A 25,702-nucleotide genomic window follows, 5' to 3' on the forward strand; every position below is an offset into this window, starting at 1 on the left:
AGCTAGCTCTTTTCGAGCGGCCGTCCGAGCTTGGTGTGATATCGGCTGTAGGCGAAGTAAACGATCAGGCCAATCGAGAGCCAGACGATCAGGCGGATCCAGTTATCGCGGCCAAGCGAGAACATCAAACCGCCGTTGACCAGAATCCCGAGCGCGGCGATCAAGGGCAGGGCGGGGACCCGGAACGGCCGGTGGATTTCCGGACTCCGGTAGCGAAGGATCCAGACCGACGCACAGACGATCACAAAAGCGAACAGGGTGCCGACGCTCACCAGGTCGGCCAGGAAGTTCAAGGGGAGAAAGGCGGCCCCCAGGGCGACAACCAGTCCGACCAAGATCGTGGACTTCCACGGCGTCTTGAATCGCGGGTGAATGGCCGCGAAGAAACTCTCGGGGAGCATCCCATCACGGGCCATCGCCATCAGGATCCGGGGCTGGCTCAGGTTCCCGACCAGGAGTGAGCTGGTCAGGCCGGCAAGAATGCCCAACGTAATCAGGCCGGTGGAGAACGTCAGCCCCTTTTGGCGGAACGCCGCGGCAAGCGGGGCAGCGACGTCGATCGAGCGGTAGGAGACCATGCCGGTCAGAACTGCCGCCACCACGATGTAAAGCACGCTGCAAATCAAGAGCGAACTGATGATGCCGATGGCCAGGTCGCGTTGAGGATTGCGGGCCTCCTCGGCGTGGGTTGATATCGAGTCAAACCCAATATAGGCAAAGAAGATCCGAGCCGCCCCCTCGGCTACCCCTTTCCAGCCTTTCTCTTCGTGGAGGAACGGCCGCCAATTGCTCGGATCGACATAAACCGCTCCCACCCCGATGATCGTCAGAATGATACCGAGGTTGAGGAGCACCATCGCCGCGTTGAACCCGGCACTCTCGCGCACACCCACCACCAACACTGCGGTGATGATCGCGATAATCCCGATCGCGGGCAAGTTGAGCCAGGCATTGACCGACTCTCCCGACGCGAGCGTCACCGTCTTGAAGAAGAACTCACCGGTCCTGAGGTCGTAGTCCCACGGGGGCGACAGCAGCCTCGGGTCGATCTGAATGTGGAGCATGTGCCGGGTGAACTCGACGAAGTAGTTCGACCAGCCGTTGGCGACGGCGGCCGACCCGATCGCGTACTCGAGCACCAGGTCCCAACCGATGATCCAGGCGAGTAGCTCACCGAGTGTAGCATACGCATACGTGTAAGCACTGCCGGCCACGGGAACCATGCTGGCCAGCTCGGAATAACAGAGTGCGGCGAACCCACAGCCGATCCCGGCCAGAAGGAAAGAGAGCATGAGCGAGGGACCGGCAAAATTGTGCGCGGCCTCGCCTGTGAGCACATAGATGCCCGCACCGATCGTCGCTCCCACGCCAAGCGAGGTCAAGGCCACCGGTCCAAGCACGCGATGCAGCCGCTCGGCTCCCGACATCTCTTCGAGCAACGTCGCGATTGGCTTCCTTGCAAACATATTGGACGGCTGATGTCTCATCAAGAAGACCTTGTCAATTCCCCATCCTGGCCGGCGCACCACACCACGCCCCGGCGATCCGGCTGCCAACACTACGATAATCGGACCACGCTGGCAAAACCATTCTTGCTTGAATGCAAGGCCCGTTCCAGGTAGATCACTTTATTCAGACAGATATCCACAAGAATGCGTACCACCCAACAAGAGTCAGGCAGGAGCATCCTCTTGCTTGGGCATTTCCGGGTCGAGCTCCCCTTCGAGCAGTTCCTCCTCCAGATGCTCGGCCGTGTCGGAGAGGCCGCGGACTTGCTTCAGGTTGGCCAGGTAGAAGCAGGCGCTGACCAAGGCACCGGCATACATCAAAACCCGAAAACCCATCATGGCCAAATCGCCGTGGGGATGGTCGACGAGTTGAAAGAGCTGCTTGCTGACCCGTTCAGTCAGGCCGAGCGCTCCAAATGGGATCGGGACGGCCGTGGTGAACAAGGTCAGGGGAACCATCAAGAAGTGCTGCCCCAACGAGGGAAGCTGCGTGAGTGGGAAGATCGTCCGGCTGACCAGGTAGAACGCCACGACGCTGAGAGCGTGGTTGGTCGACGCCAGGACCAGCGCACTCGCGACCACGCCGGGCTTCCGCCGGTAGGTCGAGGACAGGGCCGACAACTCTCTGAGGAGCAAGGCGATCCGGCCGTGCCCCTCGAGGAGCGCGGGATATCGCCGGGTCAGGGCCTGGCCGAAGATCGCCAGCAGCCCCAGAACACTGAGGCCGAGGAAGGCCCAGACGATAACGATCAACCGACGGATCACCGTTCCCGCAAGCGGCCAGGCGATCGCCCCCGAAATGCCCGCCAGCACGAACAGGCCCATCAAGCCGAGGATCCGGTCCAGCACCATGGAGGCGACGGCCTGCGTCTTGTTGATTTTCATCCGGACGAGGTAGGCCGCCTTGATCAGGTCGCCCCCGACCGCCCCCGGAATCACCAGGTTGAAGACGTTGCCGATGTAGCCGAGCAAGACCGCGTCACGCCAGCGAAACTGAGGTTCGATCACACGCACCAGAAAGAACCAGCGGGTGAAAGTCAGGAGCAGACCAAACATGTAGATCGCGAACGCCAAGACGATCACGCGAAGGTCGAGCTTCCGACTGAAAACCTCGCGAATCTCCTCCTGGTTCTGCCAGATCACGCCCCCAAGGAGGCTGAACGCCAGCAGAACCAGGCCCACATTGACCGCTTTGGCGAGATAGGGATGCTTCCAATACTTCGACATGAGTCGTGGCTCGCATAGGTCGAGACGGTGGAGCGAAGGGGAAGTCGGAGGGTTCGTCTCGATCAGAGCGACCCCTTGGTCGAGGGCACGGCGTCGGTTCTCGGGTCGCGTTCGCAGGCCATCCGCAGCGTGCGGGCCAGACCTTTAAAAATCGCTTCACTGATGTGGTGGCTGTTCCGTCCGTAGTGAAGCAGAACGTGGAGATTCATCCGCCCCTGAGTGCAGACCGCTTGCCAGAAGTCGGCGACCAGTTCGGTGTCGAACGTGCCGATCTTGGGCGAAGGCATCGGCGCGTTCCAGACCCAGAACGGTCGGCCGCCGAGGTCGACGGCGGAGGTCACGAGCGTCTCATCCATCGGCAAAACGGTATGCCCGTAGCGGCGAATCCCTGCCCGATTCCCCAAGGCGCGATCGATCGCCTGTCCCAGGCAGATGCCAATGTCCTCCGTCGAGTGGTGATCGTCGATATGCAAGTCCCCCTTGCAGGTGACGGTCAAGTCCATCAGCCCGTGCCGCGCGAAGAGCTCGAGCATGTGATCGAGGAAGCCAACGCCCGTGGCCACCTCGGAACGCCCCGTGCCGTCCAGGTCCAGGGTCAGTCGAATATCGGTCTCACGGGTCTTGCGAACGATCTCGGCAGTTCGGTTCGTCACGGCGTTCAACTCGCTCAAGGCTAATGCTCCCCCTACGCTTCGGTCCCATTAGGATTGCACCCATCGTCGCGACCCTCACTTTCGGGCCCCGCCGTTCACGTTAACAAAAAAAAAAGGAATTTGCCCGCTGACATCTTCTTGACCGGGCGAACGCCGAGTAACATGATCTCAAAAGTCGTAACACGGCGTCCCCCCCGCCAACTGCGATCTCCTTTTTCTTAAAGGATGCCATTCCATGGTACGGAGCAGTCGGGCGGGGTTCACGCTGATCGAGCTCTTGGTGGTGATCGCCCTGATTGCGGTCCTGGTGGGGCTTTTGCTCCCGGCGGTCCAGGGTGCGCGCGAGGCGGCGCGACGGATGGACTGTCAGAGTCATCTCCATCAGATCGGCCTGGGGGTCTTGCAGTACTTCGACAACTGGAACGGCCAGTTCTTCCTGCATCACCCGTTCGACGCCGACGTGAACTCACAGGTCGACGCCGCCGACTCGTTTGCGGAGATCTACTGGGAAGACAAGATCATGCCGTACGTGAATCCCGCCTACGCCAACGACAAGATCGCCCAGGGGGGGACGCAAGTCGCCGACGAGAGGATCTTCCGCTGCCTCTCTGATATCTCCAAGGTCGAACCGTTCATCGATCCGGAGACCAAGGAGGCCGATGGGCTGGCCCACCGGACGAGTTACCTGATGAATTCGCTCTTGAGTCACAAGAGCCGACGGTTCGGGCGCTGGACGTTCCCGCGGTTTCAGTATGAGGTGGGCACCTCGAACTTCGTCGCGTTCAACGAACGGAATGCCGCGGTCTTCAGCGACGAGCCAAGGCAGGACGACTACGACATCTGGGTCGGCACGCTCATGCTCGACGACTGGATCGCCTGGAACCGGCATGGCAGCGGGAACTGCCTCTATCTCGACGGCCACGTCAAATCGACCCCCAAGGCCGACGCCTATCTCGGCATGTTCCCGGGGGGCCAGCCGTTCACGGATCCCAGGTTCTATCCGTGAGCGGCGGCAGACGGGATGGGAGCGAGGTGCAAACTCTGAAACCGCGAGCGCGGTGCCCACGGTTTCAGGAGGATAACTTCGGCGTTCAATCACGATTTCCGAAGCTTTAACAAAAACATATTATTGAATAATTGATTATTCAATTCGTAGGTAGTCAGAGGGTCCGGGTCGAAGTCGACCGTCGCCGGATACATCCCAACCACGTAGATCATGCCGGAGGCGTTCACGGCGATTGACCGAGTATTTTCGAAGCCGGTCCCACCGAACGTCACGGCCCAGTCCTGTGCGCCGGTAGGGGTGAACTTGGTTACGAACACATCTGTTCCGCCTCTGGTCGTCGCGGCAGGCAGGCCGGAGCCGGGGGTGAAAGCCTCCGGGCCCGAGCCGAAAGTACCGGTGACGTACACGGCTCCGGAGGGGTCGACGGCGAGTCTCTGGTTCATGTCGCCACCCGTCTGACTGGCCCAAGAAAGGGAACCGCCGGAGGAGAGCTTGGCCACAAACCCGTTGTATTTCCTGGAGTTCGAGAGGCGGTAGTCGCCCGACGAACTCGGATTGATATCGACCTGGCCGGTTTGGAAGCCGCCAACGAAGACATTGCCTCCGGCGTCCACGGCAAGGTCTTCAAAGAAGACCCACGAATTCGTCGCTTCCGCAGTCTTGGCGATGAAAGGCGCAACCCAACTGAACGATCCGGACGCCGTCAGCTTCAGGACGTAACTATTCGCTCCACCGTTCACCGCCATCTTGTTCGCGCCGGTGACGTAGTTGGTCTTCGTGGAGTCCGGGTTGAAATCCGTTGTTCCGTAAAACTGGCCGCCCAGGAAGACATTCCCGGCCGCGTCGGTCGCCACACTCACCGCGGTCCCTCCCGAGTTGTCAATTCGCTTGTTCCACACGGCGGCACCGGTCGGGCTGAACTTCCGCACCTCAAACCCGGTATAGGATTGCCCACCCGCGGAATTGACGAGAAGTGTGCTACCGACCGTGACGACGTTACCGGCGGCGTCGACAGCGATATCCGCGCCGTCGTCCCGGGTGGTGCCGCCCCAGCGTTTCGCCCAGAGGACGGAGCCGTTCGGGTCAAGCTTGGTGACGAAGCCGTCGGAGTCACCGGCACTGGTCAGGGAGAACGGTCCAAAGTCGGACTGACCGTTGAAACGTCCGGTGACGAACACGTTTCCGGTCGAGTCGACGGCGACGCCCGAGCCGCTATCGGTCGTGAAGTCGTTGTTGGTGTTGTCACCGCCCATCCGGCGAGCCCAGACGAGCGAGTTGTCAGGGGCATACTTGGCGACAAACGCGTCGGTTTTCCCCCGCGGCGTGAGGATGTCGGAGTGGTCGGGACGGTCGACCGCCGGGTCGAGGTCCATCACCCCCATGAGGGTGCCGGTGACGTAGCTATTCCCGGCGGCATCCATGGCGTTGCCTGACGGTGTGATCGCCGAGGTCTCGTTGCCGACTCCGATGACGGAGTCGAAGACGGCGCTGAGGACAACGCGGCCTTCGAGCGATTCCAGTTGGGGCCGGAGGGCACGTCGGCGCTTGGTACGGAGAGACAACATGGTGGTCAGGCCTCCACAAAGTACGGATTGCGGAACAACAGTTTCCTCGCCCCCGGTCAGTCAAGCGGCCGCCCGGAGCGAGATGATTTTCGGTCTCCCTCGGGAGACCGACGGGCTCGAATCGTTCGGAAAAGGCCTTGTCGGCGAGGGCTCATCCTCACTCGGGCTGCCTTTTCCCGATTCAATGCGAGAAGGCGGCCTGGCCCGCCTCACAGAGCCCAAAAAATTCCGAGTCGGGCCGTGCCACAGTAGAGATGTCGGAGCAAGCGAGGGACCGGGGCACGTCGGATCAAGGCCCGGTCGATCCGCGAGCGTCGCCATCGGAGCCCGCGCCATCCGCCGAGGAAGCTCGGCGGGCCGGTCACTTCAATTCGGGTGAGTCACTGCCTTGGGAGATGTGGAGTCAGTTCGAGCACGAGTCGCGGTGTCGCGACCCAACAGGGCTGCCGCCTCGGCCCGAATCCGACGCTGCATGGCCGGCGTGGGGTAAATGGTCGGTTTCCATCGCTCCTCGTAGCCAGGGAGCCAGGCGTCGGCTCGATCGAACATCTCCCGGGCCTTTGCCTCCTCGCCCAAACGCTGATAGGCCATCGCCAGGACAAAGTCCGTAGCCTTCTTCCTCTGCTTCTCCCATGACTCCACACAGCCCTTCCAGTCACCGGTACGATACAAGACCCATCCCAGGGATTGTTGGGCCATGCCAGACTCCGGGACTAGCGCGACGGCACGACGGGCCAGAGCCAAGGCGAGCTCCAGGTCGTGGGGAGGCGCTTGCGGCGATATCGAGTGGAAGTCCGCGACTATGAAGAAAACACTCGCCACAGCCTCACGATAGTGGGCAAAGGCAGGATAGTCCTCAATCAGCTTCTCGGCCTCGGGCAAGAGGAGCCGCATCACCTCCTCCACCTCCCCATATCGCTCCAGGCCCATCATCAGCAATGCCTGACTGGTGCGACAGAGGATCAGCTGGTAGCGGCCTTTGTGGCGTTCGGGATGTTCCTTGATGACTTCTTCACAAATGCCGATTGCTTTCTGGTAGTTGTCGAGTGCGTCTCGATGCTGGCCGGAAGCGGTATAGACTCTGGCCAGCGTATTTCGCTGATTGGCGATAAACAACTGGCCCCCAGGTGAGTGATCGGCGGCAAGTCGTTGGATTTCCAGAACTCGTTTTAAGCCTGCCTCCGCCTCGGTGAGCCGCCCGGTTTCCTGCAACATTTGAGAAAGGTTGCTCAGAGCAAAGGAGAGATTGTTCTCGAAGCTGGCGCGTTCCTTGGGGACTTCCTTCGTCAACCGCTCGAAGTGATCACAACTGCGCCGGAGTAGCGTTTCCGCCTCCCGATTTCGGCCCCGATCCAACAGCGTCACCCCCAGATTGATCTGGCACATGGCTAACCGATTGCGGTCCGAGGTCGATTTCGGATCCTTCGCGAGGACCTGCTCGAGGCTTTCGACCGCCTTCTCATGTTCCCGCTCGGCTTCCGTGCTCCGGCCAAGGTAGTCGAGGTGGACGGCGAGCTGGTCGTATGCGTAGGCAAGAAATCGCCGATTGTGGGCGCTCTCCGGGTGGGCTTCGGACATCTCCTTACGGATCGCCAGCGCCTGGTGATCCGCAATCAGCGCCAATTCGAGAAGTCCGAGCTTCGCCCGGATATTGCCGACCCGTTGGGCCGCGTCCGCGGCGAGGTACCGGATCTCGGGATCGGTGCCATCCCGGGCGGCGAAGCCCTCGTAAAACCCCAGCGCCTTCTCGAGAAATTTCCTCTGCAGCGGATCGAGCTCCGATTTGCCGCCGAGCCACTGCTGCGCGACATCGGTGTACATCTCATCCACGGCCTTGCGCGCCGTCACCAAGGCCGTCTCGGTCTCTCGCCGCGCTTGGTTGGTACCGATCGCCTGCCACACAATGATCACACCGCCGACGAGTATCACCGCCGCGATGATCCCGGACGTGGTGAGCGCCACACGATTGCGGCGGGCAAACTTCTTGAACCGGTAGAAGCCGGTGGGTGGGCACGCTTCCACCGCCTTGTCGGTGAGGTGCCGCATCACGTCGGCGGCGAAGTCGTTGGCCGTCTCATATCGCCGACGCCGGTCCTTCTCGAGCGACTTCATCACGATCCAGTCGAGCTCGCCCCTCACCGACCGTCCCAGCCGTCGCGGATCGGCTCCTCGCTTCGCCGAGGTGGCCGTGAGCGACCCGCCCAGCGTGCTCAGTCGCGTGCTCGGTTTCGGCGGCTCCGCTTCGCGGATCAACCGCAGCATCTCGTCGAAGGCCGCGTTCCGCAGCAGCTTCTCATCGAAGGGGGTCGTGCCGGTCAGGAGCTCATAGAGCACGACTCCGAGTGAATAGATGTCGCTCCGAGTATCAACATCAACGCCCGTGAGTTCGGCCTGCTCAGGGCTCATATACATCGGGGTACCGAGAAGCTGCGTGAAGCCCGTGAAGAGCGTCCGGTCGGTGAGCGGATTACCGGTCGCCTTGGCGATACCGAAGTCGATAACCTTCGGAACAGGCGTGCCGTCAATGATGGTCGTCAGGATATTGGAAGGTTTCAGGTCGCGGTGGATGACCCCCTTCTGGTGCGCGTGCTGCACCGCCCGGCAGACCAGGACGAAGAGGTCGAGCCGCTCGGAAATGGAGAGTTGCTCGCGGTCACAATATTCGGTAATCGGCACCCCGTTGACCAGTTCCATGACGAAGTAGGGGCGGCCCGAATCGGTCGCGCCGGCATCAAGGACCTTGGCGATGTTGGGGTGATCCATCATGGCCAGGGCCTGACGCTCAACCTCGAATCGGGCGAGGATCTGCCGAGAATCCATGCCGGGCTTCACGACCTTCAACGCCACCTTTCGGCGGACGGGTTCGACCTGCGCGGCCATGTAAACGACGCCCATGCCACCTTCGCCGATCGCCTCCAGTAGCTTGTACGGGCCAATCACCGTCCCTGGCCCCTCCAAGAGAGGGGCGTTTGAGTCTGCGGTCATCGTTCCGGCTGCCGAGGGATCCAAGAAGTGACCGACTCGCGAATTGGCAGCCAGCAACCGCTCGACGCGACCGCGTAATTCCAGGTCCTGGCCGCAGGACATGACCAGAAAGGCTTCCCGAGCCGCCCGATCGTCGATCTCCAACGCCGCGAAGAAAAGGTCGTCGGGGTTCCAGCCGTTACAATCCATGCCCCAAACCCCCAGTGAGGTGGTCGTGAATCTCGTCCCGCCTCTCTATGCGAGAACTGACGCCGGTGCGCCTCACGGCCCCGCCAGATCGTCCGGGCCTCCCGGCCGCTCGTCCGTGCCCCCCAGCTCGCAATACAGCCAAACTCTTGCATAATGCCAGTGGCGGTCAGCCGTTGCGCGTGAGATGCCAAGAACGCGAGCGGCCTCAACGACGGTCAGGCCGGCGAAGTAGCGGAGCTTGACCACTTCCGCCTTGGCAGGGTCTTCGCGAGCGAGCTTGGCAAGGGCTTCGTCGAGGTCGAGGAGATCCTCGGGGGCCGCCTGATCCGCAACGTCAAAACGTTCGAGATTCCATCGGCGACGACCACCACCGTGCTTCTCGGTCCGCTTCTTACGGGCGTTGTCGACCAGGATACGGCGCATGGCTTCGGCGGCTGCGGCGAAGAAGTGGCCGCGACCGTCCCAGCCGGGGTCGTGCCCCCCTAAAAGCCGAAGGTAGGCTTCATGGACCAGCGCCGTGGCCTGCATCGTTTGGCCAGGCTTCTCCTGCGCCAATCGCTGTGCGGCGAGCTTTCGGAGTTCATCGTAGACCAAGGGGAGCAAGAGCTCGGCCCCCCGCGGGTCGCCCCGATCGAATGATGACAGGATACGTGTCACTTCATTCATTAGCATTTCAGCCAGTGCAAATAATTGAGACCGAATCTAGGCTGAGATCAGAAGGAACGCGGTCATCAGTTCGCGACCGGAACCCAGCGATCGCAAGTCGTGAACGAGACGCCGAGGCGACAGGCAAGATCCCGCGGGGCCCCTCAGCTTTCAAGGGCTTGCCCGCCGATTTCACTTTCCCTAGAGCCATTCACCGTCTGGGCCAGCGACACCATGAGCATCGACCGGCCGACGTCATCGTCGTGTCGATACCGTTGGTCAGGCTGCGGAACTGGCCACCGACGATGCATCCAGTCTCTTCAAGGCATCGATCTGACGGTCAAACGACGGCTCGGAGGTGAAGATGCGGATGGTACCAACCGCATACAAATCCACCTATTCGCTTTCTCAAAACTTATCGTACACGTGCACCTGCGAGAAAGCGATTCCAAGACTGGCTTTCGAGAACGAGAAGGCTCCGGTTCGATGGTCTCGGCGCCGCCCCACCGCGACTGCTCGGAACTCTTTGCTTCCGAGAACCTGAGGGCGACCGCTCCCTGAAGGAGGCCGCCGTGCCCTTCCGGTTCCTCAGCGACGCGGAACGCGAGCGACGTGACGGCTCCCACGCCATAGGAGTCCCGGGAACATCGCGACTTCCTTCGCGCCGTCCTGCGCGAACCGCTGACGGGTCTCTTGTATCGACCTCACCAGTCAATGGCCTGAGGTCCGCATTTCGGCTCGGCTCGCCTCGTACCTGTTCTCCAGGCCGGACGCTCCGAGAACCTCCTCGACGCGGTCGTTGCCTTCGTCGCGAAGTAACTCGGAATCGCCCCAGAGGATCTGTCACGGTCCGGCCGTCGGAGCCAGAAATGAACGGAGCACCGCCGACAGATCTGCCGGCACCTGTGCGTTTCCGAAGCCGTTGGCCTCGGTTCTCTCTGATATTCTGACAGGTGAACGCGGTGCTGCAATAACCGTGGGATGCCACAGGTTGGGAACAACCCGTGGCACCCAGGGCATGCACACACTTCAATACAAAGTAAAGACCAGGTCCACGTACCTAGCAGGCCGCCACGATCGGCCCGAGCGCCTCGAGAAGCCGATCGATCTCGGCGTCGGTGCCGACGGTGATTCGGAGGCCATCGGCGTGGCCGGGATAACGCATCAGGCGGACGAGGATCTTTTGGGCCTTGAGGGCCTCATAGACCTTGGCGGCCGGGGGCCCGCCGGTGCACCAGACGAAGTTGGCCTGGCTCTCGGGCACCTGGTAGCCAAGGACACGAACGGCATCGGTCAGGCGACGGCGGGTCTCAAGGATCTTCCCGCGGGTCTGGGTGAGGTAGTCGCGATCTTCGAGCGCGGCGGTGGCTCCGGCGAGGCTCAACGAGTCGCAGTTGTACGAGTCCTTCACCTTCACGAGCCCCGCGATGAGCTCAGGCCGTGCGATCAGGTAGCCGAGGCGGAGGCCAGCCAGGCTGTACCCTTTGCTAAAGGTGCGGGTGACAATGACGTTCGGATGGCTGGCGACCAGGCTCACGCAGTCGGACGCGGCGAAGTCGGCATACGCTTCGTCAACCACGAGCGGGCAGTCGAGCCGCTCCGCCAGGAGTGCGACCTGATCGGGTGCGAGGGTCGTGCCCGACGGGCTGTTCGGGTTGGCGACGAACGCGAGCTTCGTCCCCAGCAGGGCGAACGAGGCGGGGTCGAGCGACCAGTCGGGCCCGAAGGAAACCTCGGCCACCCGGGCATCCTGGAGCTCGGCCAGGGTGCGATAGAGGATGTAGCTGGGCGTGGGATAGACGAGCAGGTCGCCCGGTCCGACGAAGGCGCGAGTGATGATCGTCAGGAGATCGTCCGAGCCGTTGCCGGCCAGGATCATCTCGGGATCGACCCCATGCCGCCGCGCCGCGGCCTGACGGAAGGCCGTGCCCATGGGGTCGGGATAACGGCGGAGCCGGTCGTCCAGGTTGGCGGCGATGGCCTCGTAGGCGCGAGGGGAGGGGGGGTACGGGTTCTCGTTCGTGTTCAGTTTGAGAACGCCGGTATCGCGCGGTTGCTCGCCCGGTACGTAACCCGCCATCCGCTCGATGTGCGGGCGGAAAAAGGAGTCGCGGCTCATTCGGAGGTCATCCCAAAGCTGGAGGGGACAAGGGCGGCCAGGCGAGCAAGCGGCTCTTCGTGAAGCCGTTGTACGGTCCAATCATCCATCGGCTCGGCCCCGAGGCTGCGGTAGAAGCCGATCGAAGGGGCGTTCCAGTCGAGGACCGACCATTCCACTCGGCCGCAGCCTCGCTCCACGGCAATTCGCGCCACGGTCGCCAGCAAGGCCTTGCCGATCCCGTGATTGCGATGCGCCTCGCGGACGAAAATATCTTCGAGGTACAAACCAGGCTGCCCGCGAAACGTCGAAAAGGTCGAGAAAAAGAGTGCAAACCCGACCGGCGAACCATCCCGTTCAGCCATGATCGCCTCGGCGCTCGGTCGCGGCCCAAACAGGTGGGTGCGAAGCGCCTCGGGGGTCGCCTGGGCAAATTCCTCGAGTTTTTCGTAAGCCGCCAGCTCACGGATCATCGCGACGAGAGTCTCGGCATCGTCGGGCCGGCAAGGACGGATCTTCACATTCAGATTCATGGTGAGCTTGGGCGTGTCAGGCACGCTTTTCCTGGTGAGTTGGCCGAGAAACAGACGGGCATCACGGCTCCTGATCATCTTCCAGCCGCACGTCGACGCTGTAGCGGTGGGCGGTCAGCCCTTCCTTGTCGGCGAGCAGGCGGACGTCGGGAGCAATCTGGGCCAGCCCTTCGCGGTTGACGTAAATCAGGCTCGTTCTCTTGAGGAAGTCGTTCGAGCAGAGGCCCGAGGCCCAGCGGGCGGTGCCGCCGGTGGGCAGGACGTGCGAGGGGCCGGCGGCGTAGTCACCCACGGCGACCGGCGTGTCGTGACCCAGGAAGATCGCCCCCGCGTTGGTGAGCCGCTCGGCCAGCCGATCCGGGTCGGACGTCGAGACGTGCAGGTGCTCAGGGGCGATCAGGTTCGTCAGGGTCACGGCCTCGTCCTCGTCGCGCACCAGGATCAGCGCTCCGAACCGCTCGAGGCTTTCGCGGGCCAGGTCGCCGCGGCTCAATTGCTCGAGCTGCTTGACCAGGGCCTCGGCGACGCGTTCGATCAGGTCGGCTTCCCAGGTGATCAGGACACTGGCCCCCGGAGAATGTTCAGCCTGGCTGATCAAATCCGCGGCGATGAAGCGAGGGTCGGCGGTCCAGTCCGCGATCAGGACAATTTCGCTCGGTCCGGCGATGCTGTCGATATCAACCTCGCCGTAGACCTGCCGCTTCGCGAGCGCGACGAACAGGTTGCCCGGCCCGACGATCTTGTCGACGGCCGGGATTCCCTCGACGCCGTAGGCCATGGCGGCCACGGCCTGGGCGCCGCCGATCCGGTGGACCTCGGTCACGCCGAGCGCATGGCAAGCGGCCAGCAGGTCGGTATTATAGCCCCCGAACGGAGTCGGCGGGACCACCACCGCGATCTCCTCGACCCCCGCCGCCTGCGCGGGGACGACGGTCATGAGGAGTGACGACGGGTAGGCCGCCGCCCCTCCCGGAATGCAGACCCCCACCCGCCGGAGCGGCCGATACCGCAGTCGGAGCTCGGTGTTGGGCCCTTGCCGCATCACCGCATCGCGATTGAGGATGCCCGACTGAAACGCCAGGATGTTGTTGCGGACCCTGCGCAAAGTCCGCAGGTAGGCTGGGTCAGCCGCGCGGAAGGCCTCATGCAACTCGTCACGCGAGACGCGAACCTCCCTCGGACTAAGCGTCACCCCGTCGAGCTTCGCCGTGTAATCCAGCACGGCATCGAGCCCGCGGTTTCGCACGTCGGCGCAGATCCGCTCGATCACTTGCTGGGGCGTCAGCTCCTCGCCGAAGGCGGCCAACGTCCGGGCACGCCCCTGAGGGCTCACCACGTTGCCGTTGGGGCTCAGTTGCCTGCGCAATTCAAAGATCGCCTCGCGCGCATCGTCATTGGCACAATCGATCCGACAAATGTTCAAAGTCGTTGCCATCGGAGGAGGAGTCTCCCAGGAGTCGAACGCGACCATTCTATCTCCCAAGGCAACCGATCGCCTCTTCATTTTTCGGAACCATTTTTCCGGGCGCCTCGAGACTGCGGCGAGCTCGGCCCGATCCGTCGGGACCGGTGGGTTGAGTTGGGAAGGGAAGTCGTCCATTCTTTGGAGGGTCGGCCCCCAGTGCAACAGCCTGACGGCGGGACAACTTGAGTGCGGATCGGCAGGATTAGCGAAAGGGGTCGCCGGTTCCCGTACAATGAGATCCGATGATCGGTGCGCCGCCACTTTTGGCAGGCGTTCTTTTTTTCGCCAATCGAGTGCCGAGAACACCTTCCATGACCAGGCCCGCGATCGACCTGAGGTCCGATACCGTCACCCGCCCGACTCCCGCGATGCGTCGGGCCATGGCCGCGGCCGAGGTGGGGGACGACGTCTACGACGAGGATCCGACGGTCAAGGCCCTCGAACACCGGACCGCCGCGCTCTTCGGCATGGAAGCTGCGATCTTCATGCCGTCGGGAACGATGACCAACCAGATCGCCATCGGCGTGCACGTCGTGCCTGGCGACGAGGTTCTCTGTGACGTCAACGCCCATGTCTACGTCTGGGAAGGGGGGGGAATCGCCCGGCACTCGGGTGCGACCACCCGGCCGATCGAGGGGGAAGGGGGCCTGCTCAACCTCGAGCACCTCCAAGGCAAGATTCGGCCCGACGACTGCCACTATGCGCGGACTCGCCTGGTCAGCCTCGAAAACACGCACAATCGCGGGGGAGGGCGGGTGCACCCGCTCGAGAGCGTGGCCCGGATCTCGACCTGGGCCCGGTCGAATGGCCTTGCGATGCACCTCGACGGCGCCCGTGTGATGAACGCGGTCGTGGCCTCGGGCGTCGCGGCCGCCGAGTGGGGCCGGCACTTCGATACCCTCTCGGTCTGTTTCTCCAAAGGGCTCGGGGCGCCGGTCGGTTCGGCCCTCGCCGGTCCTGCCGCCTTGATCCGCAAAGCCCACCGGCTTCGCAAGGCGTTCGGGGGAGGGATGAGGCAGGCCGGAATCATCGCGGCAGGCGCCCTTTTCGCCCTCGAAAATCATGTCGAGCGACTGGCGGAGGACCATCTCCACGCCCAGATCCTGGCCCGCGCGGTCGAGGAAACCGAAGGGTTGAATCTCGAGTCGGGTCCGGTGGAAACCAACCTGGTCTGGATCTCCGTCGACCAGGCGATGGGGACCGCCCCCGCGGTCGTCGCTCAGCTCCGTGAAGCCGGGGTGCTCGTCTCGGCCCTCGGCCCGCAGGTGCTCCGGGCCTGCACCCACCTCGACGTCTCGCGTGAGCAAGTTGAGATCGCCGCCGAGGCGATCCGGGCTCTCGTCCCGGTCCACGCCTAAACAAGGAAGTCAATGATCCAAAGGCAAAGGTGGAAGGTCCACTCCATTCTAAAAGGGGTCGGCCAGTTGCCATTGCCCTCTTTAATCATTTCGACTACGGTTCGCCACAAGCCCGGGAACGAACCTGTTCTTCGGGCTGTCGCTCCCGCTAAAGCCGGGCCAATTTGCCTCTTGGGATTGGCCGTGCGGGGGGACGCCCGCTCAGACGAGTTGTAGGTTCTTCGCACGCAAGGACGCTGACCGAAACCGAGCCTCGCATGATGCAACACACTGAGCAACGCTTCAGGCAACCTGTCGAGCGGAAGGAACCATCCCTTGCCGCCCGCCCCCGTCGTCGTCCCCGCCTCTGGCGTGTGGTCGGAATCACATTGCCCTTGGTGGCCATGACCTTCGGCTGCAGCATCGCCCCGCGCAACTTCCGGGGAATGACCCACCCTGCCGCGATCACTCGTGCCCGGTCGGTTGGCCTGGGCAACGGGCTTCCCGAAAGCCAGGTCGTACCGACATTAATCCGAGAACTTAACGACCCCGATCCCGTGGTGCGGCTAAGCGCCCACGAGGAACTCCGCCGTCGTTCGGGCCAGGACTTTGGGTACCTGCCTTGGGCGCCCCCCGAGGAGCGAGCCAAGTCGATCACGCAGTGGCAGGCCTGGTGGGAACATCGTCGAGCCGGGCTGGCCAGACTTCCCCATAAGCCCTAGAGTATTCCTCCCCGTTCGCCGACATCGATCGCCTACTTGAGACGCAACCGGTCACGGAGGACCGACGTCATGCACAGCTCATCGTTTCTCGAGCTTCCCTTGTTTTCCCCGCTGGCGATACTCGGCCGGGGGGCGCTGGGCGGAGCCGCCTACCTGGGAAGCCTGGGATCGCTGGTGATTTCGGCCGTGCGCTCGGTGTTCCAGCCGGTCGGGGCAGTTCCCCCGTTCGTGCCGACTCTGGCCCGGCAGACGAGTTCGATCCTTGCCATGGGAATTCCGTTGGTCGGCCTGGTCCACGTCGGCATTGGTTCGTTCCTCTCGATGCAAGCTTACTTCGGGGGCACGTTCGTCGATGGGACTGGGGCCGTCGTGGGAGTCGGCTTGATCCGGAACGTCGCACCGCTCATGACCGGCCTGACGCTGGCCGGTCTGCTGTCCGCTTTATTCACCCCGGAGCTCCGCGAACGCTTCACGAAGGCGCTTGACGCCGACCCCAGAGCGATTGCCGATCGCGACCCGGTACCCGGCCAGCGGGAATCGGCTTCGCTCTCGCCGGAACCTGCGCGGTTGGCGGCCGTTCGGCTGAGTGCGGGGGTGATCGCAGGGCTCGTACTCTCGGTCTGGGGAGTATTGGTTGGAACCGTAGTCGGCTGGCAGGTCGCTCAAACGCTCCTGGGGGTTAGCACCGATGCCTTTTATTCGATGTTCATGGAGATGATCTGGCTCCGCGATGTGGCAGGCCTCGTGATCAAGGGGGGGGCATTCGCGCTGTTCGCGGCCCTGTTTGCCTGTCACGAAGGTTTGCGGGGGACAGCGGACGCCCCGGGCGGCCCGGTCCCCTGGGCCGTCTTTCGGGCGACCTGCTTCGCGGCGGTGGCCACGCTGGCGCTCAATAGCATCTGGTTTCTGCTGTTTTACCACGCGGGGCCAGCTTTTGGCCCAACTCTCATGGCTCCTCCAGGTCTGTAAGTAAGTAAGCACATGAGATCACCAAGAGTTATTCCCAGGGAAGGGACACCCGATGTACGGCCGATCCTCGATACGTGAAATCCTGATCGGAGCGGTGATCGTCGTCGCGCTGGCGAGCTTGCTCGGCCTGGTCGGCCTGGCGTCGTCGGGTCCCGGCTTCCTGACGTCAAAACGGACCATTGACGTGGTCTTCCGAGACGGGCAGGGGATCCGCGTGGGCAGCCCGGTCCGGATCGCCGGCATCGATTCCGGTCGGGTCGTCGACATCGACCTGACCGAAGTCGAGGGATTCCTTGTCGCCAAACTCAAGCTGTCGCTCCCCACGAAGCTCGCCAAGAAATTGCGACAGGATGTCAAGGTGACGATCCAGTCGAGTCTCTCGGGCCAGAGCCGGGTCAACATCCTCTCGTCGGGCACTTCGACCGTGGCCCTGGTGCCCGGTCAGGTGGTGCAGGGGGTGGCGTCCACCTTCTTCGACCCGATCCTCGAGCAAGTTGGTCTCGGCCCCGTGGAGCGGAGTCACCTCAGCCACACGATCTCCGAGGTCCGACAGACGGTTGACGCCGTCAGCCCGCGAGTCCGGCAAATCCTGGGGACCGTCCAGGAGACGGCCAGCGGGGTCCGTGAATCGGCCGAGGCGATCCGGCCCGCCCTCGAATCGAGCGCGGGGAACATCGAAGACCTGGTCAAGCGAATCGCCGCCACCGGCCCGAAGATCGAGGCCGCGCTGAGCCGCCTCGAATCGATCACGACCCAGGCCGACGGCCTACTGACCGAGAACCGGCCCAACATCCGCGATAGCATCACCGGCCTGCGTGACTTGCTGGCCACGATTCAGGACATTACGAACAAGGACCGGGTCAAGATCGAGAGGCTGCTCGACGGACTCGACGGGACCCGGGCCCGTGCCGACCGCGTCCTCTATCAGGCCGACGTGATCACGACCCACGGGGCCCAGATCATGACCAAGGGCCGGGCCGACATGGAACGGACCGTCGCCAACGTTCGCGACGCGACCGACTGGGGGAATAAGCTGGTTCAGAAGATCTTCGCAAACCCGTTCGTCCTCAGTCCGTTCTATAAACCGACCCCCGAGGATGTGCGGGTCCAGGCGGTTTACGACACGGCCCAGATCTTCACCAAGGGAGCCCAGGAGCTGCACGACCTGGTCAAGACGCTCGACGCGATGCAGACAAAATCAACCGATCCCTCGCAACGTCAAGAAGTTACACAAATCCAGCAACACATCCAGGCGGTGACCGCGCGGCTGGGTCAGACGTCGCAGCTCTTAGCCGACTCACTGAAGCCGACGCCCCGTAATGCGCGGATGCAACGGTGACCCGCAGAGTTTGCCCAAAACAAAGCCCCGATTTTCGGGTCTTTGGTTAAATCCGTTCCATCTTCCGGCCGATAAGATAGGTGTGGACGCCCGAGACCGTTGGGCACCACGGTGGAGACCTGGGGGATGGGAACGAAACCGACTGTTCGTCAGACGGCTCATCCTCGACTGTGGTTTCCGCGGGTTTCCTTGTTTCGCAACGTCCGGGCGTGCCGACGGTGGAGCCGCCGGCCAGAGCACCACTAGGGGAGGCACACACATGGAAGTCTTCGGCGCTGGGGGAATGCAAGGCCCTCAACCCATTTACCCGCGGCTGGCTGCGTTCAGTGTCGATGCGGGCCAGACCGTGCAAGCGGGTACACCCCGCGATCAGGTTGAGATCTCGCCCTTGGGCCAGATGCTCGACGGGATCAGCAGGCTGCCCGAAATCCGTCACGAAAAGGTCGAGGAGATCCGACGGCAGATCGCTACCGGCTCCTATGAGACGCCCGCGAAGATGGAACTGGCGCTAGACCGTCTCCTGGATGAGTTGCAGGGCTGGTAAACCCTGGCCCGGCTCCGCTCGGCCCGTACTGGCGACCGATCGGCCGATGAGGCGATCCCCTCGGGACCGTACTCGTCGTTCGATCGGTCGCCAGTGCTTTTTTTTTGCGCGTCGACCGCGGATTTTCCTCGCTTCCCGGCTGGGGTTCGGAAACAATCAAGTCACATCGATCAGATTTCTCCGATCCCAGCGCCCCGAACTCCCAGATCGGGAGGGCATCTCGGTCAGACTCGGGTTGCGCCGCCAGGCATTGCCTAGGAGGTTCCCGACGTGGAAACCCCGAGCTCACCGAGCCATTCCCTTGAAGATCGAGACCTGTCGGCGAACCGCACCGCCCCTCGTCGCGAGGACTTACCGGCGGAATCCGCGGCCGATCAAATCCTGATCTCGGTATTGGTCAGTAACGGCCTGCTCACGGGCGATGCCTTGCAGGAAGCCCTGAATTATGGCCGAAAGAATCATCTCAACCTCCGCCAGGCCATCCTCGAACTGAACCTGATCGCCCCGGAACGACTGAACGCGCTCGCCTTCGAGCGGCTCACCTCCCTGGCCGAGGTCAACGGTTCAAAGCCTGCCAGCGCCGAGTGCAACGGCGCGTCGGTCGCGGCCCAGCCGCTCTCACCCGACCGAACAAAATTCCAGCTCGATATGCGCAACGAGTTGAAGGAGTTGGCGACCACGGCCAGCATCCCGGATCTGATCAATCAAATCCTCGCCTGCGCCTGTGAGTCGCGTGCGACCGACGTCCACCTCGACCCCACCGAGGCCGGCGTCCGGGTTCGCTTCCGGATTGACGGCCAACTCCAGGAAGTCGTGCAACTCGAAGCCCGCGAGGCCATGCCCCTGGTCAGCCGCCTCAAGGTGATGTCGAACCTCAACATCGTCGACCGCCGCCACTCCCAGGACGGCCGGATCACAATCCAGCACGCCAACAAATCCCGCGACCTCCGCGTGGCCACCTTCCCGACCTCGCTCGGGGAGAAGATCGTCATCCGTATCCATGACACAATGGGTGGCCCCCACGGCTTCGAACGACTCGGGATGCCTCCGAAGCAGCGAGAACAGCTCGATCGCCTGGTGGCGCATCCCTACGGTGCCATTCTGGTGGCAGGTCCGGTCGGATCGGGGAAGACGACGACGCTGTACTCCTGCCTGTCGAAAGTCAACTCCCCAACGCGTAATGTGATGACGATCGAGGACCCGATCGAAACCAGGATCCCGGGGACGAACCAGACGCAGGTCAGCAACGAGTTGCACTTCAGCGAAGGCCTGCGGTCGATGCTTCGCCAGGACCCGGACGTCATCATGATTGGCGAGATCCGGGATGACGAGACCGCGCGGATCGGCATCCGGGCCGCCGTCACGGGCGTGCTCGTCTTCAGCTCGGTGCATGGCGCTGATGCGCCGAGCACCATCGGCAACCTCTACAACTTCGGAATTCCTGGGTATCAGCTCTCGAACAGCCTCGTCGCCATCGTTTCGCAACGGCTGGTCCGCAAAATTTGCCCGTACTGCCGAGTCAACCAGGTTGCGGACCCGAAGGTGCTGAGCGCGCTCGACCTCGACCCCGCGGAGCACGAGGGCCTGATCCTCCACCGCGGTCTGGGTTGCCCCGCCTGTTTTCAGTCGGGCTATCTCGGGCGGACCGGCATCTTCGAAATCATGGAGATCAACGACGAGCTTCGCGACCTGATTTTCCAGCAGATACCCAAGGATGTGCTTCGCCGCGTGGCGATCGATCTGGGAATGCAAACGTTGAAGCGGAGCGCGGTCGATAAGATTCTGGAAGGCACGACCACGGTCGAGGAGGTGTTTCGCGTCGTCTCGATGTGAGCCGCCGTGTTGTGCCAATCGGATCCGAGAGCTAACCGGCAAGGAGGTCGGCATGCGTCCCGGCTTGAAGACGTTGCTGGGTGTGACCCTGGTCGCCCCCAGCCTTTTCGTTGCACTCACGAGCCACCAGGCCAGCTACGGCGAAGAGCCCAGCCGCCTCGGTCGCCTTTTTCGATTTGGCGGAAGTCCCGCGAATTCCGCCCCGTCAACCCCCTCACCGACGACCCCCGCCCCGCGGGCACCGTCGCCGTCTGAGCCGCCCCAGGGGATGTTGTTCTCAGCCACAACGCCGGCGCCCGCTCCAAATAATGGGGCAACGCCTCGTTTGGTCCCCCAGCCCCGCGTCAGCCGGGCGAGCACCGAGTCCGACCCGATCCTCTCACGGATCTCGCTGGTCCGTTCGAGTGATGGAAATCAGTTCGGAATGGTCCTGCAGGTCTACGCCGACGGCACCGTCCTTGATAACGAAGGGACCCACCACGTCAGCCAGACCGATCTCAAACCGCTCATCGATCTCCTCGCGTCCGGGGACCTCTTCCGAGTGAAGGGGCACTGCGGAGCGCCGGCGACCGACTTTGTTGAGCAGGTCCATGTTGTCGCCTACGAGCGCAGTCTCGGCCGGCTCCGCGCCAACGCCTTCTCCTACTCGGGCAACCCGCAAGGGTGCGACCATGCGGTGCGTCACCTCCACACCGTCCTGGAAGGGCTCCAGGCCAAGCTTAGCCGCCCGGCCGTCGCTTCACCGACTTCCGCTCCGGCGGGAACCGGAGCCGGAGCCGCCTCGTCGTTCGCCCCTGCCGGCGAACCGACGCCCGGAAATGGCCCCACGATCTCCTTGACCCCGAGCAACTGAGCGCGGAGTCGACCGGAGATTGTCCTGATCTGACTTGATTCCCGGAGGGCGAAGCCAAACCGCTTCGTCATCCGGGAATTCAGATCAACCACGCCGATCAGCGTAGCCAGGTTACACGGAGTCCCCCGACTTTCCCCTCGGGAAATCGGGCGACTCAGGGCGAGTCGAGTAGAAGTAGGCGACCTGAGTTGCTAGAATAATAATGATTCTTGATTCACGGGTCGGCTTTCACCATGTCGTTCCCGAGATTCCCTTTCAGGATGTGGCTCGTGTCGAATTCCGCACCCCTTGATCCCATCGTGGTTTCTGAGAGCCCGGAAGAGAAGTTCCGGGAGTTTCTCGAGATCCGTGGCGAGAAGCTGACCGAGCCCCGGCGCATCCTGATCCGCCACATCTTCGACTCCCACAAGCATTTCGACGCCGATGAGCTGGTGGCCGACCTGCGTGAGGCCGGGCGTCGTGTAAGTCGATCGACGGTCTATCGCACCCTCCGGCTCCTGGTCGAAGCGGGATTACTCCGCGAGCTTCGCCTGACGAACCGAAGCGCCTACGAGCACGACTACGGTTACCCGTCGCACGACCATTTGCACTGCACCGAGTGCAATACCATCATTGAATTCCGCAACGAAGAGATTCAGAAGTTGCGCGAGGCGATCAGTCAGGAACACGGATTCCGGTCCTCCGGACACCGGTTTGTCATCTCGGGCGTCTGCTCCACCTGCAGTCGCGCCCGCAGCCCGCGTCGCCGGCTTGATCTGATCTGAGCCGTTCAGCCTCTTCCACGGTCCCCGTCTTGCCGAGAAGTGCGGTTGACCACCGAGTGGTCCACTCGCGTCTGTTTCCCCAAGCCGCGATGAACCTGCCTGCTGAAATACGCGTCACGGAGTTCCAGCACCGCGGCGACGGCCAAGCTCCGGAGTTCGCAACAGGTTCTCGCCATCCAGTGGCGTCGACGGGCTCGCCTACCCGGGTCCGGTCTTCCCTTCCCGGTCGGCACCCCGGCCGAACCGAAAGAACAAGGCCGGAGTGACCACCTGATCAAGCAGCGTCGAGCTGATCAGCCCACCAATTACCACGATGGCCAGCGGGTGGAGGATCTCCTTACCCGTCTGCCCCTCCCCCAGCGCCAACGGGACGAGCCCGATCGCCGCAGTCAAGGCCGTCATCAGGACCGGGGCAAGCCGCTCCAGGCTCCCTCGAATGATCATCGCCTCGCCGAAGGTCTCCCCTTCGTGCCGCATGAGGTGGATGTAGTGCGAGATCATCATAATTCCATTGCGGCAGACGATGCCGATCAGGGTGATGAATCCCACCCAGTGCGCCACCGAAAGGGTAACCGACCCACCCCAGATGCGGGGCCATTGCCACCATGGTGCCCCCTGAAACGCTTGCCCCCCCGGCCAGTGAACGAGGAACAGGGCGATGACCGAGCCGATCGCCGCCAGAGGGACGTTCACCAGCACCTGCAAGGCGGCCCGCCAGGAGTCCAAGCACTTGTAGAGCAACAGAAAGATTCCCAGAATCGAGAGTCCGCTGAGGATGAGGAGGCGACGATTGGCCGCTCGCTGGGCCTCGAACTGCCCGCCGTATTCGACGAAGAAGCCGGGAGGCAGCGTGGGCACCACCGACCTTGCCACCGTCGCCTGGATCTCCTCGACCACGCTCGTCAGGTCACGCCCGGCCGTGTTCGCCTGCACGACGATACGGCGAACGACGTTCTCGCGGTTGATTGTGTTCGGTCCGACGGTCTGGAGCACCTCAGCGACGCTTCCCAGGGCCACTTTCGCTCCCGACGGAGTGCCGATCAAAGTCGACCGGACCACCTCGACATCGTGGCGCGCTCGCTCGTCAAACCAGACGACGAGGTCGAAGGTCCGCTGCCCCTCGAGCACCTGGGAGACGGCCCGTCCCTGGAAGGCGGTCTCCAACGCCTCGGCCACATCGCCGGGGGCCAGGCCATGGCGTGCCGCCACTTCGCGCCTGATGCGGACTTGGACCTGGGGGATGTCCACCTGCGGCTCGACCTGGAGGTCCACCACGCCCGGGACCGCGGCCATCAGCAGGGCAATTTCGTCGGCCTTGTCGCGGAGCACGATCAGGTCCGGGCCGAACAACTTGACAACGACCTGGGCGCGGATCCCCGACATGATGTGGTCGAGCCGGTGTGAGATCGGCTGGCCGATGTTGAAGACTACGCCCGGCATCTCCGAGAGCGTGTCACGGATCTCGGCCAGCACGACCGCTCTGGGCCGCCCGACGCGCTCGATCCCATGGTCGCGGAGACCGGGCAGCGCCCGTGCGACGGCGTTGATCACCCCCGGCCGCGGGCGCTCGGGTTCGACCAGGCCGACGTCGATCTCGGAGAAATTGACGTTCTCGGCATGCTCGTCCAGTTCGGCTCGGCCCGTCCGGCGGGCGACATGCGTGACCTCGGGGATTTTCAGGAGCATCTGTTCGATCCGCGTTCCCAGGCGATCCGACTCCGCGAGGTTCGTGCCTGGGGGGCAAGTCGCCGCCAGGGTCAGCGTCCCCTCGTTGAACTCGGGGAGGAACTCGCCTCCCATCCAGCCGATGCTCGCTGCCGAGACCACGACCAGCAACGCGACGGAGAGGAGGATGGCGGTCGTGTGCCGCAGCGTGAACCGGAGCAGTTGCTCGTCAAGGCGCTTCAGGCCCCGCAGCAGCAGGGGATCGCCATGCCGTGCCAGGAACCGGGCACGGGGGAGGAGTAGAGAGGCCAGCGCCGGGGTCACTGTCAGCGAGACCAGGAGCGAGGCCAGCAGGGTCAGCAGGTACGATACGCCCAGGGGGGCAAACATCCGCCCTTCGAGACCGGGCAGTGAAAACAGGGGCGTGACCACAAGGACGACGATCAGGGTGGCGTAGACGATGCTGTTTCGCACCTCCGCTGAAGCGTGGAAGACAACTTCCAGCGGCGGGTCAGGTCGTTCCTTCTGGGCGTTCTCCTTTAAACGTCGGTAGATATTCTCGACGTCAACGATCGAGTCGTCGACCAGTTCGCCAATCGCCACGGCCAGGCCGCCGAGCGTCATCGTATTGATGGTCACCCCGAAATAGTCGAACACGAGTGCGGTGACAACGATCGAGAGTGGGATCGCCGCCAGCGTGATCAGGCTGACCCGAAGATTCCAGAGAAAGAGGAACAGGACGACGACCACCCAGAAGGCCCCGTCGCGGATCGCCTCCAGGACGTTTGCAATCGCCGTATCGATGAACCGCTGCTGGCGGAAGATCTCCGTGTCGAGGGTCACGCCGGTCGGCACCGTGGCGCGGATTTCGCCCAGGGTGTGGTCGATCCGTCGGGTCAGGTCCAGCGTGTCGGCCCCCGGCTGCTTCTGCACCGAGAGGATTACGGCAGGCTTGCCGCCGACGCTTCCCTGGCCACGCTTGACCGGCCCCCCGAGGCGGACCTCCGCGACCTGCCGCACGGTGATCGGTACGGGGTCGCCCGTGCGAACAACGGTCTCGGCAAGATCGCCGAGGCTTGTGGCTCGCCCGACGATGCGGATCAGCGATTCCCGGTCCTTCTCCTGCAGGAAACCGCCGCCAGTGGCTGCGTTCGACCGAGAGACGGCGCGGGTGAGTTCGTCGAGCGTCACGCCGTACCGAGCCAGCCGCTCAGGGGAGGTGAGCACCTGATACTGTTTCAGTTCACCGCCAAGCACGGTGACCTGGGCAACGCCCGCCTGAGCGAGCAGGCGCGGGCGGACGACCCAGTCGGCGAGCGTGCGAAGCTCCATCGCGTTCGTCGCGCCGTTGGAGGTAAGACCAATCAGCAAAACCTCGCCCATGATCGATGTGATCGGAGCCATGACCGGGTTCAAATCGGTCGGAAGCCGGGCGCGGACAAGTTGGAGCTTCTCCGCAACGATCTGGCGGGCGACGTAGATGTCCGTGCCCCAGTCGAACTCGGCCCAGACGATCGAGAGCCCAATGCCGGAGGCGGAGCGGACGCGCCGGACGCCGCTGGCTCCGTTCATCGCCGCCTCGATCGGGAACGTCACCAGAGTCTCGACCTCCTCGGGCGCGAGCCCGTGGGACTCGGTCATGACGGTGACCATGGGCCGGTTCAAGTCGGGGAAGACGTCGATTGGGATCTGGGTCGCGCGGTAGCCCCCGTACGCGGCCAGGACCAGCGAGCCGACCAGGACGAGCAGGCGGTTCTTGAGCGAGAACTGGATGAGCGAACTGAGCATGCGACTGGACCCCG

The 25,702-nt window shown here is 63.3% G+C and carries 19 protein-coding genes; 9 read left to right on the top strand and 10 right to left on the bottom strand.

Going from position 1 to position 25,702, the window contains the following annotated elements:
* Positions 1 to 2: 2 nt before the first annotated feature.
* From V5E97_RS39750 to hisB, 3 genes are all read right to left on the bottom strand, one after another.
* Positions 3 to 1,487 carry an amino acid permease gene (locus tag V5E97_RS39750; RefSeq protein ID WP_406697088.1) on the bottom strand — a complete coding sequence of 495 codons (1,485 nt, stop codon included), beginning with the start codon at positions 1,485 to 1,487 and terminating at the stop codon, positions 3 to 5.
* A 186-nt stretch (positions 1,488 to 1,673) separates the two neighbouring features.
* Positions 1,674 to 2,735 carry a lysylphosphatidylglycerol synthase transmembrane domain-containing protein gene (locus tag V5E97_RS39755; protein ID WP_406697089.1) on the bottom strand — a complete coding sequence of 354 codons (1,062 nt, stop codon included), beginning with the start codon at positions 2,733 to 2,735 and terminating at the stop codon, positions 1,674 to 1,676.
* A 62-nt stretch (positions 2,736 to 2,797) separates the two neighbouring features.
* Positions 2,798 to 3,406 (bottom strand): imidazoleglycerol-phosphate dehydratase HisB, encoded by a 609-nt coding sequence (hisB, locus tag V5E97_RS39760; RefSeq protein ID WP_406697090.1) that lies wholly within the window; start codon positions 3,404 to 3,406, stop codon positions 2,798 to 2,800.
* Between the two features lie 217 nt (positions 3,407 to 3,623).
* Between hisB and V5E97_RS39765 the strand changes: the two genes are divergently transcribed.
* Positions 3,624 to 4,394 (top strand): DUF1559 family PulG-like putative transporter, encoded by a 771-nt coding sequence (locus V5E97_RS39765; protein WP_406697091.1) that lies wholly within the window; start codon positions 3,624 to 3,626, stop codon positions 4,392 to 4,394.
* A gap of 89 nt (positions 4,395 to 4,483) precedes the next feature.
* On the opposite strand, the gene V5E97_RS39770 is transcribed toward V5E97_RS39765, so the two are convergent.
* The 6 genes from V5E97_RS39770 to hisD form a co-directional block, all read right to left on the bottom strand.
* Positions 4,484 to 5,959, bottom strand: coding sequence for an SBBP repeat-containing protein (locus V5E97_RS39770; RefSeq protein ID WP_406697092.1), 1,476 nt, complete (start codon positions 5,957 to 5,959; stop codon positions 4,484 to 4,486).
* 366 nt (positions 5,960 to 6,325) lie between these two features.
* Positions 6,326 to 9,133: a protein kinase domain-containing protein gene (locus V5E97_RS39775; RefSeq protein ID WP_406697093.1), complete on the bottom strand. Its 2,808-nt coding sequence runs from the start codon at positions 9,131 to 9,133 to the stop codon at positions 6,326 to 6,328.
* A 72-nt stretch (positions 9,134 to 9,205) separates the two neighbouring features.
* Positions 9,206 to 9,799 (bottom strand): sigma-70 family RNA polymerase sigma factor, encoded by a 594-nt coding sequence (locus V5E97_RS39780; protein WP_406697094.1) that lies wholly within the window; start codon positions 9,797 to 9,799, stop codon positions 9,206 to 9,208.
* Between the two features lie 1,039 nt (positions 9,800 to 10,838).
* Positions 10,839 to 11,897, bottom strand: a complete 1,059-nt coding sequence (hisC, locus tag V5E97_RS39785) for a histidinol-phosphate transaminase (RefSeq protein ID WP_406697095.1) — start codon at positions 11,895 to 11,897, stop codon at positions 10,839 to 10,841.
* The gene (locus tag V5E97_RS39790) at positions 11,894 to 12,409 is read right to left on the bottom strand and encodes a GNAT family N-acetyltransferase (RefSeq protein ID WP_406701295.1); all 516 of its coding nucleotides are present in this window, start codon (positions 12,407 to 12,409) and stop codon (positions 11,894 to 11,896) included. Before V5E97_RS39790 ends, hisC begins: the two co-directional genes overlap by 4 nt.
* 61 nt (positions 12,410 to 12,470) lie before the next feature.
* Entirely contained in the window at positions 12,471 to 13,844 is a 1,374-nt protein-coding gene (gene hisD / locus V5E97_RS39795) for a histidinol dehydrogenase (RefSeq protein WP_406697096.1), read from the bottom strand.
* 341 nt (positions 13,845 to 14,185) lie between these two features.
* Here hisD and ltaE point away from each other — a divergent pair, with 341 nt between their 5' ends.
* The 8 genes from ltaE (at position 14,186) to V5E97_RS39835 (ending at position 22,235) form a co-directional block, all read left to right on the top strand.
* Positions 14,186 to 15,232, top strand: a complete 1,047-nt coding sequence (gene ltaE / locus V5E97_RS39800; protein ID WP_406697097.1) for a low-specificity L-threonine aldolase — start codon at positions 14,186 to 14,188, stop codon at positions 15,230 to 15,232.
* Positions 15,233 to 15,489: 257 nt separating this feature from the next.
* Positions 15,490 to 15,933, top strand: a complete 444-nt coding sequence (locus V5E97_RS39805; RefSeq protein WP_406697098.1) for a hypothetical protein — start codon at positions 15,490 to 15,492, stop codon at positions 15,931 to 15,933.
* 69 nt (positions 15,934 to 16,002) lie between these two features.
* Complete coding sequence (locus tag V5E97_RS39810) at positions 16,003 to 16,902, top strand: ABC transporter permease (protein ID WP_406697099.1); 900 nt, start codon at positions 16,003 to 16,005, stop codon at positions 16,900 to 16,902.
* A gap of 52 nt (positions 16,903 to 16,954) precedes the next feature.
* Positions 16,955 to 18,241, top strand: a complete 1,287-nt coding sequence (locus V5E97_RS39815; RefSeq protein WP_406697100.1) for an MlaD family protein — start codon at positions 16,955 to 16,957, stop codon at positions 18,239 to 18,241.
* 259 nt (positions 18,242 to 18,500) lie between these two features.
* A complete protein-coding gene (locus V5E97_RS39820; protein ID WP_074316932.1) occupies positions 18,501 to 18,785 on the top strand; it encodes a flagellar biosynthesis anti-sigma factor FlgM in 285 nt (94 codons plus the stop codon).
* A 270-nt stretch (positions 18,786 to 19,055) separates the two neighbouring features.
* Entirely contained in the window at positions 19,056 to 20,618 is a 1,563-nt protein-coding gene (locus V5E97_RS39825) for a GspE/PulE family protein (protein WP_406697101.1), read from the top strand.
* A gap of 52 nt (positions 20,619 to 20,670) precedes the next feature.
* Positions 20,671 to 21,471 (top strand): hypothetical protein, encoded by an 801-nt coding sequence (locus V5E97_RS39830; protein ID WP_406697102.1) that lies wholly within the window; start codon positions 20,671 to 20,673, stop codon positions 21,469 to 21,471.
* A gap of 260 nt (positions 21,472 to 21,731) precedes the next feature.
* Positions 21,732 to 22,235, top strand: a complete 504-nt coding sequence (locus V5E97_RS39835; protein ID WP_406697103.1) for a Fur family transcriptional regulator — start codon at positions 21,732 to 21,734, stop codon at positions 22,233 to 22,235.
* A gap of 198 nt (positions 22,236 to 22,433) precedes the next feature.
* Here the strand turns inward: V5E97_RS39835 and V5E97_RS39840 are convergent, their stop codons facing one another.
* Entirely contained in the window at positions 22,434 to 25,688 is a 3,255-nt protein-coding gene (locus V5E97_RS39840) for an efflux RND transporter permease subunit (protein ID WP_406697104.1), read from the bottom strand.
* Positions 25,689 to 25,702 lie beyond the last annotated feature (14 nt).

The sequence above is a fragment of the Singulisphaera photorubra genome (genome assembly GCF_045290345.1).
In the GTDB taxonomy this organism is placed as follows: Bacteria; Planctomycetota; Planctomycetia; order Isosphaerales; family Isosphaeraceae; genus Singulisphaera.